Origin of the sequence: Niveibacterium sp. COAC-50, from assembly GCF_013184235.1 — a bacterium.
Classification (GTDB): Bacteria; Pseudomonadota; Gammaproteobacteria; order Burkholderiales; family Rhodocyclaceae; genus Niveibacterium; species Niveibacterium microcysteis.
This window is the reverse complement of sequence record NZ_JABCJM010000002.1, coordinates 1,093,158-1,106,681: the sequence shown is the minus strand read 5'-3', so window position 1 is coordinate 1,106,681 and position 13,524 is coordinate 1,093,158. Positions and strand designations below refer to the sequence as shown.

The following is a 13,524-nucleotide window of genomic DNA, read 5'->3' as shown; positions in this document are numbered from 1 at the left end:
CCACCGGCCCACCCGAAAGGGTGGGCCCCACACATCAGGCCACGATGCCCACAGCGCCCCAACTCGAACTCGTCGCCGCAGGCCCCGACGACGTTGAACGCATCGAAGCGTTAATGCAGTTCTACAACTACGATCTGAGCGAAACCTGCGAAGTCCGCTTCAGCGAGGCGGGCAGCTACGCGATCCGCCCGAAGCGCGATTACCTTGCGCAGCCCGGCACCAGTGCTTACCTGATGCGGGTTGACGGCGAGCTTGCCGGCTTCGCCATCGTCGATGCGGAATGCGAACATGCAGACAGCGACCGCAACCTCGGTTACTTCTTCATCGCTCGGCGCTTCCGCGGCCGCGGGTACGGCAGCGCCGCCGTGCGCCAACTGTTGCGCCTGCACCGGGGCAACTGGGAGATCTATCACCTCGCGGCCAACCACGCTGCCGGCGCCTTCTGGCAACGCGTGCTGGCGGCCTGTGCGGTGGATCGACTGGAATCTTCTGCCAGGACGATCCATGGCGAAGCCTGTGTCCTGTTCCGCTTTAAGGTGTGAGCGCTCTCCGCGATAATTCTGACCATTCCCGACTGCCTCACCGACGAGAGTCCAACCATGCCCACCGCCCTGATCGCCGACGACGAACGCCTGATGCGCGACCAGATCCGCCTCGCGCTGGCCGAGGCTTGGCCGGAGCTTCAGATTGTTGGTGAAGCCAAGAACGGCGACGAAGCCGTGGAGATGGCCGAGAACCTGAAGCCGGACATTGCGTTTCTCGACATCCGCATGCCCGGCCGTACCGGCCTGGAGGCGGCACGCGAGGTGTGCCAGCACGCCCATGTGGTGTTCGTCACCGCCTACGACCAGTACGCGGTAGAGGCCTTCGAGCGCGGCGCCGTCGATTACTTGATGAAGCCGGTCGAGCAGGATCGGCTGGCGCGCACCGTCGAGCGCCTGAAAGCTCGCCTGGTCGAGCCTCCGCCGGATCTGAACCAGATGCTGATGAAGCTCGCCGGCAGCATGAACGGCGGCACGCAGAAGAGCTACCTGAAGTGGATTCAGGCCAGCGTCGGCAACGCGATCCGCATGATCGCCACGCGCGAAATCCTGTTCTTCACCGCTGACGAAAAGTACACCCGGGTGCAGACCTGCGAGTTCGAGGCGCTGATCCGCAAGCCGATCCGCGAACTGGTGGCCGAACTGGACCCGGACGAGTTCTGGCAGATCCATCGCGCGACACTGGTGAAGGTGGATGCCATCGCAGCGGTAACGCGCGACGAGCGTGGTCATCTGATGGTGTCGGTACGCGGTAATCCGGAGAAGCTCGAAGTCAGCCGCAGCTTCGGCCATCTGTTCAAGCAGATGTAACCGGCATATTGCGGCTGCCGGCCCGGCGCCGCATCATGGTGTACCCGCTCCGCTCGGGGCCGGGGCTGCCGGGGGGCTGCCATGAACACATTGATCGACTCGTCTGCCGTGTCGTCCGCACGCCGCGGCTACGTCGCTGCGTTCGCCGTCAGCATCCTGCTGCTCGCCTGCGGGGGCGGCGGCAGCGATGCGCCCGCCCCTACGCCCCCAACACCACCGGAACCACCGCCAACGACGGCGCCCAAGGCCGTCGTATTGAACGACGCACTGAGTGCGCCGTGGGGACTCGCCTTTCTGCCCGATGGCCGCATGCTGGTCACGCAGAAGGCGGGGTCGATGGTGATTCTCAGCGCAGACGGCGCCACCGTGCAGGCCACGCTCAACAACCTGCCCGCCGTGGCGAACGCAGGCCAGGGTGGCTTGCTCGACGTTGCACTCGACCCGGATTTCGCCAGCACCCCCTGGATCTACTGGACGTACTCGGAGCCCGGCAGCGGCACCGAAGCCGGCCTTGCCGGCACCGCCGTGGCGCGCGGCCGCCTGGTCGGCGATGTCCTGCAGGACATCACGGTGATCTACCGTCAGGTGCCCAAGGTCAGTGGCAGCGGCCACTTCGGCTCACGCCTGGCGTTCCGCAGCGACAAGACGTTGTTTGTCACGCTCGGCGAACGCCAGAAGGGCAGCCCGGCGCAGGATCTGACCACCAGCCTCGGCAAAGTCATCCGCATCAACCGGGACGGCAGCATTCCCGGCAACAACCCGAACCTTGGCGTCGCCGGCGCACGCCCCGAGATCTGGAGCTACGGCCACCGCAATCCGCAGGGCGCGGCGATCCACCCGGACACCGGCGAACTGTGGGAAACCGAGCACGGCCCCCAAGGCGGCGACGAGCTGAACATCATCCGCGCGGGTAACAACTACGGCTGGCCAATCCGCAGCTACGGCTGCAACTACGGCGACCCGATCGGCGACACCTGCCGCATCGGCGGGGGCACCCATGCGCCGGATTACACCGAACCGGTCAGCTACTGGGTGCCCACGTCGATCGCCCCCGCCGGCCTGATGTTCTACACCGGCAACCGCTTCCCGGAATGGCGCGGCAACGCCTTCTTCGGCGCACTGGCCGGCACCGCACTGTGGCGCGTCGCCCTGACCGGCGGCCAGGAAACCTCACGGGAGAAGCTCTTCGAAACGCTCGGCCAGCGCATCCGTTGTGTCAAACAAGGCCCGGACGGCTGGCTCTACCTGCTGACCGACGGCGGGCAACTGGTTCGGATTGAACGCTGAGCCAGGTTCGCAGCAAGCCTTGAGGGCTGATGGCTCCGTCTCGCACCCACCAGCCCATAGGTCGAACGCTCTGATCAGATCGTTCGCCGACTGCGACGCGCGCTTCGTCGCGTTGCAGCTTCGTCCCGCCCCGCCACCGCGAACCGGCGCATGCCAATCGGGCAAGATTCCGGACAAGCGCTGACCTTCCGCAACACCTGAGGCGCCCGCGAGGGGTGTAGTGTCACTAACACGCCAACCCTGCCTACGAGGCCCTGATGGACTCGCCCCAATCCGCTGGCCGGAAACCGAACGGCACACGCCGACGCACCGCTGCAATTGTGCTTGCGATCATCGTCGCTGGGGCGGTTATGACCGTGCTGCTTAACCGGCCCAAGCCGATCGCGGTCACCGTTGCCGAGGTGCAAGCCGGTCGCGTCGAGGCGACTGTCTCCAACACGCGCGCCGGGTCGGTCACCGCCTGCCGCCGCGCCAAACTCGCGCCGCCCGCGGGCGGGCGCATCGGCACGCTGGCGGTGAAGAAGGGGCAGCGGGTGAAGGCCGGCCAGTTGCTGCTGGAACTGTGGAACGACGACTTCGTCGCCCGCGAACGGGTCGCGCGCGAGCAGCTGCAGAGCGCCCGCGCCCATGCGCGCGAGGCTTGCACTGTCGCCAATACCGCCGCCGCCAATGCACATCGCGCCCAACAGCTGCGGGACCAGGGCTTCCTGTCACCCGAGGGCATCCAGCGCAGCCAGTCCGAAGCGCAATCCACCGCCGCCGCCTGCGGCGCCGCCACCGCACAGATTGCCGAGGCCGAAGCGCGCATCAGTGCCTCACGCGCCGATACCGAACGGACCGTGCTGCGCGCACCCTTCGACGGCATCGTCGCTGAACTCAACGGCGAAGTCGGCGAGTACCTCACGCCCTCGCCGCCCGGCATCCCGACACTGCCAGCAGTCGACCTGATCGACGACAGCTGCCTTTACGTCAGCGCGCCGATCGATGAAGTGGATGCCGCGCGTCTCAAGCTCGGCATGAGCGCGCGCATCACGCTGGACGCCTTCCGCGAGCGCCACTTCAATGGCACCGTGAAGCGCATCGCACCTTATGTGCTCGCACTTGAAAAACAGGCCCGCACTGCGGAAGTCGAAGTGCATTTCACCGACACCGCCGACGCGCAGGCGCTGCTCATCGGCTACAGCGCCGATGTCGACATCATTGTCACCACCCACGACCCCGTTCTGCGCGTACCGACCGTCGCGGTGATGCCCGGCAACCGGGTGCTGGCGCTCGGCGCAGACGGCGTGCTGAAGGAAGTGAGCTTCAGCCCCGGTCTATCGAACTGGGAGTTCACCGAAGTCGCGAGCGGACTCGCGAAGGGGGATCGCATCGTGACCTCGCTGGATCGGGCCGGCGTGAAGGCGGGCGCGAAGGCGGAAGTTGAGGTGGGGAAGAAATGATGCGGCGTCCTCACGACGTGACGGACCGACATCGAGCCTCCCGCTGCCCGTCCCACGCGACAGGAACTGCCGTGCGAAGCCATGCTCCGATTGCGCAGTTGCGCCACACGCGCAGACGCAACATCCGGCGAATCGATAATCCTCGGCATCTTCATCCCCGAATGCCTGCCATGGAATATCTACCTCACCACGCTGCCACAATCGATAAGGTCATCGCTCACTTCGCGCCTCTCCCTGAAGTCGAGGCCATCCTGCTCGCTGGTTCGATTGCCCACGGTTTCGCCCGCCCGCAGTCTGACGTCGACATCCTGCTGGTCGTCGACTCGGCCCACTATGCCGAGCGTGTGGCACGGAGCGAGCTCACGCTGTACGAACCGGCACTCAGCACCTACGAGGGCGGCTATGTCGACGGCAAATTTGTCGACGTAGCTTTCATCCGCGACGTTGCGGCGCGCGGCAGCGACGCCGCACGCTATGCGTTCAAGGACGCGCAGATCCTCCACAGCCGCGTCGAGGGTCTTCCTGCGCTGCTGGCGGCAGCAGCGCGCTTCCCGGTCGAGCTCGCCGGCGCACGCCGCGACCGCTTTCTGGCCCAGTTCGAGGCGTGGCATTGGTACGCGCACGAGGCGCTGGCGCAGCAAAACCCTTACCTCTGCGCGCTTGCTGGCAGCAAGCTCGCATTGTTTGGCGCACGCCTGATCCTCAATGAACAGCAGCGCCTGTTTCCGTTCCACAAGTGGCTCCGTCGCGAACTCGAAATTTGCGAGGACAAGCCGGATCGCCTGATCGAGTACTTCGATGCGCTGTTCACTTCGCCCGGCGCTGCCGCTGTCGATACGTTCTACACAACGATCAAAGCCTTCCGCGACTGGCCGCAAGCGGCGCAACCGTGGCCGATGCAGTTCATGCAGGACAGCGAGTTGAACTGGCGCCACGGCTTCACGCCCGTCGACGATCTCTAGGCCCGAAAGCCCACACCATGCAGTCGCCACGCACCCCGCTGATCAGCCTCTCTGCCATCACCCGCCGCTTCACCGTCGGTGACGAGACGGTGCAAGCGCTGCGGGGGCTGGACCTGAGCATCGCGCAGGGCGAGTACATCGCGATCATGGGCCCGTCGGGCTCGGGCAAGTCGACGCTGCTGAACGTGCTGGGCCTGCTCGACCGACCCGACAGCGGACACTACCTGCTCGATGGCCGTGACGTGACAGGGTTGGATGACGACGCGCTGGCGCTGGCGCGGCGCGAGAAGATCGGCTTCGTGTTCCAGTCCTTCCACCTCGTGCCGAGGCTGTCGGCGCGCGAGAACATCGAATTGCCAATGGTGCTGGCCGGCATCGATCCGGCGGAGCGGGCCGGGCGCGTCGAGGTGCTGCTGCGCGACTACGGCCTTACGCCGCGCGCCGACCACCGGCCGAACCAGCTCTCTGGCGGGCAGTGCCAGCGGGTGGCGATTGCGCGCGCGATGGCGATGCGGCCCTCGCTGATCCTCGCCGATGAACCCACCGGCAACCTCGACCGGCACACAGGGCAGGATGTCATCGCCCTGCTCGAAGGCCTGCAGGCTGCGGGCGCCACGCTGATCGTTGTCACCCACGACCCGGAACTCGGCCGCCGCGCGCATCGGCAGCTACACATGGTCGATGGCGAGATCGTTCAGGACGGGAACTGAGATGAAACAGCCCCCACGCTCACTTCACCGCACCAGCGCCGGCTTTGCACAGCCGACCCGTTCCGCGAGCGCGAAGCAGTGCTTCGCGAAGTCCTCGCTCCACCCCCCCAAGGGGGCGCCTCAGCGCCTTCGGGCGGCCGGGCGGCGCTGAGATGCGCAACGGCGATCTGCTGCAGTACGCCGCGCGCGTGGTGCGCGGTGGTGTGGTGCGGACCACGCTGGTGCTGCTGGCGATGGGCATCGGCGTGGCGGCGGTGGTGCTGGTCAGCGCGCTCGGCGAGGGCGCGCGGCGTTATGTGGCCGACCAGTTCGGCGCACTCGGCACGAATCTGGTGATCGTGCTGCCGGGACGCTCGGAAACCGCCGGCGCCGGGCCTGCGATCGCGAGCGGCGAAACGACCCGCGACATCACGCTGGACGACGCGCTGGCGCTCTCGCGCAGCCTCGCGGTACGCCGCCTTGCGCCGCTGATCGTCGGCCTTGGCGCGGTGCGGGCGGCCGACGGCGCCGATGCCCGCGTGCGCGAAGGGCCGGTGCTTGGATCGACCTCGGACTTCCTCGCGGTGCGCAACATGACGCTCGCGCAGGGCGTGTTCCTTCCCGCGGGCGACCCGCACCATGCGCAGCCGGTTTGCGTGATCGGGCGCGATCTTGCCAAGGAGCTATTCGACACCCGCAGCGCGCTGGGCCTATGGCTGCGCATCGGCGACCGGCGGTTCCGCGTGATTGGCGTGCTCGGCAAACAAGGCACCTCGCTGGGGTTCAACACCGACGAAGTGGTGATCGTGCCGGTGGCGGCCGCGCAGGCGCTGTTCAACACCGAGGGCCTGTTCCGCGTGCTGGTCGAAGCCAAACATCGCGATCAGGTGCCGCAAGCCAAGGCCGACGCCGAGGCGATCCTGATGCAGCGGCACGAAGGCGAGCGCGATGTCACGGTGATCACGCAGGATGCGGTGCTGGCGACCTTCGACCGCATCCTCGGCACGCTGACGCTGGCGATCGGCGGCCTCGCGGCGATCAGCCTCGCGGTAGCGGGCATCCTGGTGATGAACGTGATGCTGATTTCGGTGGCGCAGCGGCGCAGCGAGATCGGGCTGCTGAAAGCGCTCGGCGCCACCGCAGCGGAGATCCGCCACATCTTCTTCAGCGAAGCGGTGCTGTTCGCGCTGGGCGGCGCGGCAGCGGGCGTGGCGGTGGGGCTGCTGGGTCAGCAAGCGCTGGTGGCCGCCTTCCCGAACATTCCTTTCTCGGCACCCTGGTGGGCGCTGATTGCCGCGCCCGTCACAGCTGTCGTCACGGCCGTCGTGTTCACCGTGATGCCCGCGCGCCGCGCAGCGATGCTCGATCCGGTGCAAGCCCTGTCGAGGCGATGAGGCAGGCCTGAGCATGCGTACCGCCGATCTCACCCGCTTCACGCTCAGCTCGCTCACTTCGCACCGGATGCGCACCGCGCTGTCGGCGCTCGGGGTGGCCGTCGGCATTGCTGCGGTGATTCTGCTCACGGCAATCGGCGAGGGGCTGCATCACTTCGTCATCGCCGAATTCACGCAATTCGGCACCAACCTGCTGACAGTGCAGCCGGGCAAGAGCCAGACGCACGGGGCGCCGCTCGGCGGCATCAACACGACCCGCCCGCTGTCGATCGACGATGCGATCGCGCTGCGCCGCGCAGCTTGGGTGCGGGTCACCGATCCGCTGGTGCAGGGCAACGCGGAACTGGAGTTCGGCAAGCGCACGCGCCGCGTGGCCTTGTACGGCGTCGGCCACCGGTTCCCCGATGCACTGCAGATGAAGGTGGCGAGCGGCCAGTTCCTGCCGGATGACGATCCGCGCAACGCACGCGCTTTCGCGGTGCTGGGCGCCAAAGTGGCTCGCGAACTTTTCCCCGGCCAGCAGCCGCTGGGCGCGCGTATCCGCGTTGGCAGCGAGCGCTACATCGTGGTCGGCGTCATGGCGCCCAAGGGCCAGATGCTCGGCTTCGATCTGGACGACACCGCCTACATCCCGGTCGGCCGCGCGCTGGACATGTTCAACCGCGACGGGCTGATGGAGATCCACGTCGTGTATGAGCCGACTGCACCGGTGGACGACGTCGTGGCGAGCATCAAGCAGTTGCTGACGACCCGGCACGGCGGAGAGGACTTCACGATCATCACGCAGCAACAGATGCTGGACGTGTTCGGCACCATCCTCGACACGCTGACCTTCGCCGTGGCCGCGATCGGCGGCATCTCGCTGCTGGTGGGCGGCGTCGGCATCCTCACGATCCTGACCATCGCGGTGTCCGAACGCACGGCGGAGATCGGCCTCTTGCGCGCGATCGGCGCCACACGGCGGCGCATCCTGTGGCTGTTCCTCGCCGAAGCGGCGCTGCTCGCGGCGATCGGCGGCGTCGCCGGGCTGGTGCTGGGCGGCGGCATCGCTGCGTTGCTGAAACTGGCGGTGCCGGCGCTGCCGGTGAGCGTGCCGTGGCTGTATGCGCTGCTGGCCGAGGGCGTGGCGGTGAGCGTGGGGCTGGCGGCCGGCGTGGCACCGGCGATCCACGCGGCACGGCTCGATCCGCTCGACGCACTGCGGGCCGAATAGCCACACCGAGAGCCGCGAATACTGTCTAGCCCCGGCCGATCGCGGTAGCATGGGCTACCCCTGCCTTGCGAGGCCGCCGATGCTGCTGCTCGCCCTGCGCCGAAATCCAATGTCCGCGATCGCCGCCGCCGTGGCGCTGTTCGTCGTGCTGGATATCAGCGTACTGGCGATCAACCTGTGGATCGCCCACGAGCTCGACCAGACCTCGATCGAGATCAACCTCGCCGGGCGCCAGCGGATGCTGTCGCAGCGCATGACCAAGGCGGCCTTGAAGAACGTCTCAGCGCCTGACGGCTCACGCATTGCGGCAAGCGAAGTCGAATTGCTCGATGCCGCCGTGCTGTTCGACGAGACCCTGCAAACCTTTGCCGACGGCGGCGAGCTGACCGCCGGCGACGGCCGCCGCATCCGCATGCAGGCCATGGAGGATCCGGTTGCGACCGAACTGGTGACCCAGGCCCGAACGCTGTGGCGCCCGATCATGCAGACGATCCGCAGCCTCGGCCTCGAAGGCGCAGCGCCGGCGCGGGAGCGGATCGCGCAGGCGCTGACCGACCACGAGGGCGAACTGCTCAACCTGATGAACCGGCTCACGACGCGGATCGAGACGGTATCGCTGGAGCGCACACGGGTCTTGCGCGGCATCCAGACCGGCGCCTTCGTTCTCGCGCTGTGCAACTTCGTGCTGGTGATCGTGCTGCTGATCGCACGCTATCGCGCCGCCAGCCTGCGCGGCGAGCAGTTGCAGGCAATGATCGACCAGATCGCAGCAGGCGTATGCCTGCTCGACGCACGGCAACACGTCACCGCAACCAATGCAGCGGCCACGACCATACTAGGCCGCCACGCGGACGAGATCGTCGGGCGCCGGGTCGACCACACGCTGCACGAGGATGCCGACCTCTGGCGCGGCGAACGTGCGGACGGCACGCCCTTTCACGTCGCGCTCAGCTACGGCGAGGTGAGCACCGAGCAGGGGCGGATTCCGCTGGTCACCCTGCTGGATATGAGCGAACGTGTCAGCGCCGAAGACCGGCTGCGTCAGCTCGCGCTGCACGATGCGCTGACCGGCCTGCCCAACCGGCGCATGCTGGACGACCGGCTGCAGATTGCCCTGGCGCAAACGCAACGCGCCAAACACAAGGTCGGCGTCGCCATGGTCGATCTCGACGGCTTCAAACCGATCAACGACCGCTACGGCCATGCGGTGGGCGACAGCGTGTTGCAAGCCGTGGCGCAGCGTCTGGCGGCCTGCGCGCGCGCAGGTGACACCGTGGCCCGCCTGGGTGGCGACGAGTTTGTCTGTGTCTTCTGCGATCTGGACGACCGCGCCGAACTGGACGCCCTTGGCGCACGCTTGCTCGACGCATTGGGGCAACCGCTCGCCCTCGGGGAGGTCAGCGTTCCCCTTTCCGCCAGCATCGGCGTGGCGCTCGCGCCAGATGACGCCACCAGCGTGGAACCCTTGCTGAGAGCTGCCGACCGCGCGATGTACGTGGCCAAGAACGCGGGTGGCCGGCGCGTCGCGCACAACCGCTGAAATTTCCTCCCTGGACGACGCTCAAGTCTTGCAGGCGCTTGCCGCTAATCGTTACGGCAAGCAAAGCCGCACAGCGGCGCGAGCTCGGGATCTTTAACCGGCGGGACTTGCCGGACAAAGTGGGTAGCGGGGGCTGCCCGGTATCAATCTAGGGGGAAACATGAAAAAACGCATCGCAACGGCGGTCGCGCTGGCGCTCGCCGGGCCGGCCTGCGCCGCAGATGGCCAGTTCGACTGGCTATCGTTCTCGGGCTTCGGCACCTTGGGCGCCTCGATGACCGACGACAAGGCTGTCGGATTCCGGCTGCCGACCCAGAAGAACGTCGAAGCCGATGAATGGGCCACCGACATCGATTCCAAACTCGGTGTGCAGCTTGATTTCAACCGCGGCGGCACCATCAGCGGCGTGCTGCAGGTGATCGGCGCGCAACGCAACGAGGGCAAGTACGAGGCAGAAGTTGAATGGGCCAACGTGATGTGGACCATCAACGAGAACTGGCGCGTACGCGCTGGTCGTATGGTGACACCGGTGTTCCTGCAGTCCGATTCGCAGAACGTCGGCTACTCGATGATCCCCGCCCGCTATACGCAAGAGATGCTGGGCAACTACCCGCTGAGCCGCCATGACGGTGCCGAGGTCATCTACGGCCGCGAAGTCGGTGCTGGGCGCCTGCAAGTCCAGGCCTTTGGCGGGGTCACGAAGTACAGCACCGCCGCGTTCGACTTCAAGGCCGACGCGATCTACGGCGCAGCCGCCACCTACAGCATCGGCCCATGGACTTTCCGTGCCAGCGGCACCGGCGTCAATCTGAAGGTCACCGGGCAAGGTGCCGACAACCTCACCGCGGTGGCCAACGGCCTCGCGGCGGTACCGTCAGCACTCTGCGCGAATTGCGCCGAGGAATCGCAGAAGTTCAAGGACATCGTCGAGGGCTCGGGCGGCAGCTTCTTTGGCCTGGCCGCGACCTACGACGAGGGCGACTGGTTCGCGCAGGCCGAGTACGGCATCCGCAACGGCAGCGCGGTGATCCCGGACACCTCCGGCCTGATGCTGCTCGGCGCTTACCGCTGGAAGACGCTGACGCCCTACATCGGCTATTCGTACTACACCACCTCGGCGCCCGAGGGCCAACAGCTCACCGTGGCGAGCGCATCGCCCGTGTCAGTCAAAGGCCTCGCGGCGGCGGTGAACGGCATCTACGATAGCTTCGCGACCGATCGCTCGGTGATCACCATCGGTACCCGCTGGGACTTCTATCGCAACGTGGCATTGAAGCTGCAGGCCGAATTCGTGCAGCACGAGTACGAGAACAAGGCAATGGGTGGTTCATGGCCGCGTGTCGCAGGGACAACCTACGACGGCAAGGTGAACCTCTACACCGCCACGCTCGATTTCGTGTTCTAGGAGGCCGACCATGACAAGCATGCGAAAGCTCTGTATCGCCGCCTTGCTGGCCGGTCTGCCGTGGGTCGCCAATGCCGAGGTGGTTGTCGCCGCTGGCGCGAAGTCGCCGCTTGCTGGCCTGAGCAAGGCACAGGTAGCGGATGTCTTCATGGGCAAGGCGAAAAGCGTTGGCGGCAACCCCGCCAAGCCCATCGACTACAACGGTTCGCCAAAGGATGAGTTCGCCAACGGCATCATTGGCAAGACACCGGACCAGCTCAAGGCCCACTACGCCAAGCTCCAGTTCACCGGCCTCGGTGGCGCCCCGAAGGAAGTCGGCTCGCTGGCGGAAGCCAAGAAGATGGCGGCGGACGACCCCTCGGTGCTGATCTACCTTGAGAAGGGTCAGATGGACGGTTCGCTGAAGGCTGTGTTCCCGTAAGCAGCGTCGCGAAGCACAAAGAAGAAGGCCCGCAGATTGCGGGCCTTCCCTTTTTCGGGGGCCGGCACTGGGCCCCTCGGACGACACCGTTTCAGATGCGGTACTTCGCGACCGCCTCCTGCATCTGGTTGGCGAGCGACTTCAACGCATGGGCTGCTTCCGATGTCTGCGCTGCCGACGCGTTGGTTTCTTCGGACACCTGGGCAATCCGCTCCACCTGCTGCGCGATGTTGGTCGACGCCGCGCTCTGCTCGCGGATGGCGTGGGAAATGTCGCCCACCATATTCACCACCTGCGCCGAACTGCTGCGGATCTCCTGAATCGCAGTGCCGGCTTCAGTCGCTTGCTTGACTCCGACCTCGACGCGATCCACGACACCACGCATCTGATCCACCGCGCCCTCGGCGCTGCTCTGGATCCGCCCGATCAAGGTGCTGATCTCCTGCGTCGAATGCGCGGTGCGTTCGGCGAGCTTGCGCACTTCGTCTGCCACCACGGCAAACCCCCGGCCCTGCTCGCCGGCGCGGGCAGCCTCGATGGCCGCGTTCAAGGCCAGCAGGTTGGTCTGATCGGCCACTTCCTTGATCACCGTGACGACCGCATTGATGCTCAGTGCCTCGGACGCGAGCACCTCGATCTTCTGCGCAGCTTCGTGCACCCGATCCGCGATGCCGTTGATCTCGCCGACGGTGCCGTTGATCACGCCTTCGCCTTGCTGCGCACGCTCGCCGGATTGGCGCGATTCGACCGCCGCATCGTTGGCGCGATCCGCCACATGGTTGATGCTCACCGTCACCTGCTCGACCGTCGCCGCCATCGCGCTCGACGCATCGCTCGCAACCCGCGCACCATCCAGCATTTCCTGCGCCGCGTGGGCGACGTCGCCAGCCTGCCGCGTCACGCCCTCCGAGGCGGAAAGAATCTCGCGGAAGCTCGCCTGAAGCTTGTCCAGCAGGCGGTTGAAGGCCTGCACGGTCAGCCCGATCTCGTCGTGGCTGCGCACCGGCACGCGGCGGGTGAAATCGAGTTCGCGCTCGATGGCCTCCACGGTTCGCTCCATCGAGGCCAGCGGAATCTTCACCGCGCGGATCACGAACACGCCGAAGGCCAGCAGCACCACGATTGCCGCCAGGTTCACGCCGATGCTCACCATCTGCGCGGTCTGCTGCGTGCTGTTCACCCGTGCTTCAGATTCGCGGAAGCTGTCGCCGTTGTACTTTGTGATCTTCGCCAGCGTCGCCTCCAGCTCCGCCGCCGTCGGCATCACCTTGCTGAACATCAGCGTGGTGGCTTCGTCTGCCTTGCCGCCCACCGACGCCTCTGCGGTTGCGTGGTAGGCATCGATGTACGCCTTGAAGTCTGCCTTGAGCTTGTCGTAGAGCTTTCGATCCTGCTCATCGCTGACCAGCGGCTCGTATTTGGCGATCAGCTTCGCGCCTTCGTCTTCGGTCAGCTTTGCCTTTTCGGCGAAGGCCTTTTTCAGGTCTGCGTCCTGCTCCATCAGCAGCGAGAGCAGTTGCGAGCGCAGGTCGCGGTAGTTGTTTCCGATGTCGCCGATCAGCATCAGACTCGGCGCCGCATTGGTCGTCAGCAGGTTGACCTCGCCGCGGATCTTCGCGAACGATGCAAAGGAAATCCCCCCGATCGTCAGCAGCGACGCCACCGCGATGGCGAGCATCAGCATCAGCCGTTTTGTAATCGACATGTTTTGGTCCGTCGTGGAATCAAGCGATGCAGGGCAGGCATGTGCTTGCCGCCCGGGCCCCCACCCGCGCGACAAAGCCCTCAAGGCGCGCCGCCTGTGGCGACACGCGAACAG

At 66.3% G+C, this 13,524-nt stretch carries 12 protein-coding genes; 11 read left to right on the top strand and 1 reads right to left on the bottom strand.

What is annotated here, in order from left to right:
• Positions 1 to 44: 44 nt before the first annotated feature.
• The 11 genes from HH302_RS12535 to HH302_RS12485 all read left to right on the top strand — a co-directional run bounded on the left by HH302_RS12535 (position 45) and on the right by HH302_RS12485 (position 11,705).
• On the top strand, positions 45 to 542 hold the full coding sequence (locus HH302_RS12535) for a GNAT family N-acetyltransferase (RefSeq protein WP_172202487.1): 498 nt from the start codon (positions 45 to 47) through the stop codon (positions 540 to 542).
• 57 nt (positions 543 to 599) lie between these two features.
• Entirely contained in the window at positions 600 to 1,352 is a 753-nt protein-coding gene (locus tag HH302_RS12530; RefSeq protein WP_172202486.1) for a LytTR family DNA-binding domain-containing protein, read from the top strand.
• 81 nt (positions 1,353 to 1,433) lie between these two features.
• Positions 1,434 to 2,639, top strand: coding sequence for a PQQ-dependent sugar dehydrogenase (locus HH302_RS12525; RefSeq protein ID WP_172202485.1), 1,206 nt, complete (start codon positions 1,434 to 1,436; stop codon positions 2,637 to 2,639).
• A 350-nt stretch (positions 2,640 to 2,989) separates the two neighbouring features.
• Positions 2,990 to 4,081, top strand: coding sequence for an efflux RND transporter periplasmic adaptor subunit (locus HH302_RS12520; RefSeq protein WP_253946092.1), 1,092 nt, complete (start codon positions 2,990 to 2,992; stop codon positions 4,079 to 4,081).
• A 170-nt stretch (positions 4,082 to 4,251) separates the two neighbouring features.
• Positions 4,252 to 5,043: a nucleotidyltransferase domain-containing protein gene (locus HH302_RS12515; protein WP_172202483.1), complete on the top strand. Its 792-nt coding sequence runs from the start codon at positions 4,252 to 4,254 to the stop codon at positions 5,041 to 5,043.
• Positions 5,044 to 5,060: 17 nt separating this feature from the next.
• Entirely contained in the window at positions 5,061 to 5,753 is a 693-nt protein-coding gene (locus HH302_RS12510) for an ABC transporter ATP-binding protein (RefSeq protein WP_305847223.1), read from the top strand.
• Positions 5,754 to 5,905: 152 nt separating this feature from the next.
• The gene (locus HH302_RS12505; protein ID WP_172202482.1) at positions 5,906 to 7,126 is read left to right on the top strand and encodes an ABC transporter permease; all 1,221 of its coding nucleotides are present in this window, start codon (positions 5,906 to 5,908) and stop codon (positions 7,124 to 7,126) included.
• A gap of 13 nt (positions 7,127 to 7,139) precedes the next feature.
• Positions 7,140 to 8,339 carry an ABC transporter permease gene (locus HH302_RS12500; RefSeq protein WP_172202481.1) on the top strand — a complete coding sequence of 400 codons (1,200 nt, stop codon included), beginning with the start codon at positions 7,140 to 7,142 and terminating at the stop codon, positions 8,337 to 8,339.
• A gap of 109 nt (positions 8,340 to 8,448) precedes the next feature.
• On the top strand, positions 8,449 to 9,879 hold the full coding sequence (locus HH302_RS12495; protein WP_172202480.1) for a diguanylate cyclase domain-containing protein: 1,431 nt from the start codon (positions 8,449 to 8,451) through the stop codon (positions 9,877 to 9,879).
• 160 nt (positions 9,880 to 10,039) lie between these two features.
• Positions 10,040 to 11,284, top strand: coding sequence for a hypothetical protein (locus HH302_RS12490; RefSeq protein ID WP_172202479.1), 1,245 nt, complete (start codon positions 10,040 to 10,042; stop codon positions 11,282 to 11,284).
• Positions 11,285 to 11,294: 10 nt separating this feature from the next.
• Complete coding sequence (locus tag HH302_RS12485; protein ID WP_172202478.1) at positions 11,295 to 11,705, top strand: phosphate ABC transporter substrate-binding protein; 411 nt, start codon at positions 11,295 to 11,297, stop codon at positions 11,703 to 11,705.
• Positions 11,706 to 11,796: 91 nt separating this feature from the next.
• Here the strand turns inward: HH302_RS12485 and HH302_RS12480 are convergent, their stop codons facing one another.
• Entirely contained in the window at positions 11,797 to 13,410 is a 1,614-nt protein-coding gene (locus HH302_RS12480; protein ID WP_172202477.1) for a methyl-accepting chemotaxis protein, read from the bottom strand.
• Positions 13,411 to 13,524 lie beyond the last annotated feature (114 nt).

Coding starts and splice junctions, on each gene's coding strand:
- HH302_RS12490 (WP_172202479.1), top strand. CDS start 10,040: ATGAAAAAACGCATCGCAACGGCGGTCGCGCTGGCGCTCGCCGGGCCG.
- HH302_RS12510 (WP_305847223.1), top strand. CDS start 5,061: ATGCAGTCGCCACGCACCCCGCTGATCAGCCTCTCTGCCATCACCCGC.
- HH302_RS12525 (WP_172202485.1), top strand. CDS start 1,434: ATGAACACATTGATCGACTCGTCTGCCGTGTCGTCCGCACGCCGCGGC.
- HH302_RS12495 (WP_172202480.1), top strand. CDS start 8,449: ATGTCCGCGATCGCCGCCGCCGTGGCGCTGTTCGTCGTGCTGGATATC.
- HH302_RS12535 (WP_172202487.1), top strand. CDS start 45: ATGCCCACAGCGCCCCAACTCGAACTCGTCGCCGCAGGCCCCGACGAC.
- HH302_RS12485 (WP_172202478.1), top strand. CDS start 11,295: ATGACAAGCATGCGAAAGCTCTGTATCGCCGCCTTGCTGGCCGGTCTG.
- HH302_RS12505 (WP_172202482.1), top strand. CDS start 5,906: ATGCGCAACGGCGATCTGCTGCAGTACGCCGCGCGCGTGGTGCGCGGT.
- HH302_RS12480 (WP_172202477.1), bottom strand. CDS start 13,410: ATGTCGATTACAAAACGGCTGATGCTGATGCTCGCCATCGCGGTGGCG.
- HH302_RS12515 (WP_172202483.1), top strand. CDS start 4,252: ATGGAATATCTACCTCACCACGCTGCCACAATCGATAAGGTCATCGCT.
- HH302_RS12520 (WP_253946092.1), top strand. CDS start 2,990: ATGACCGTGCTGCTTAACCGGCCCAAGCCGATCGCGGTCACCGTTGCC.
- HH302_RS12500 (WP_172202481.1), top strand. CDS start 7,140: ATGCGTACCGCCGATCTCACCCGCTTCACGCTCAGCTCGCTCACTTCG.
- HH302_RS12530 (WP_172202486.1), top strand. CDS start 600: ATGCCCACCGCCCTGATCGCCGACGACGAACGCCTGATGCGCGACCAG.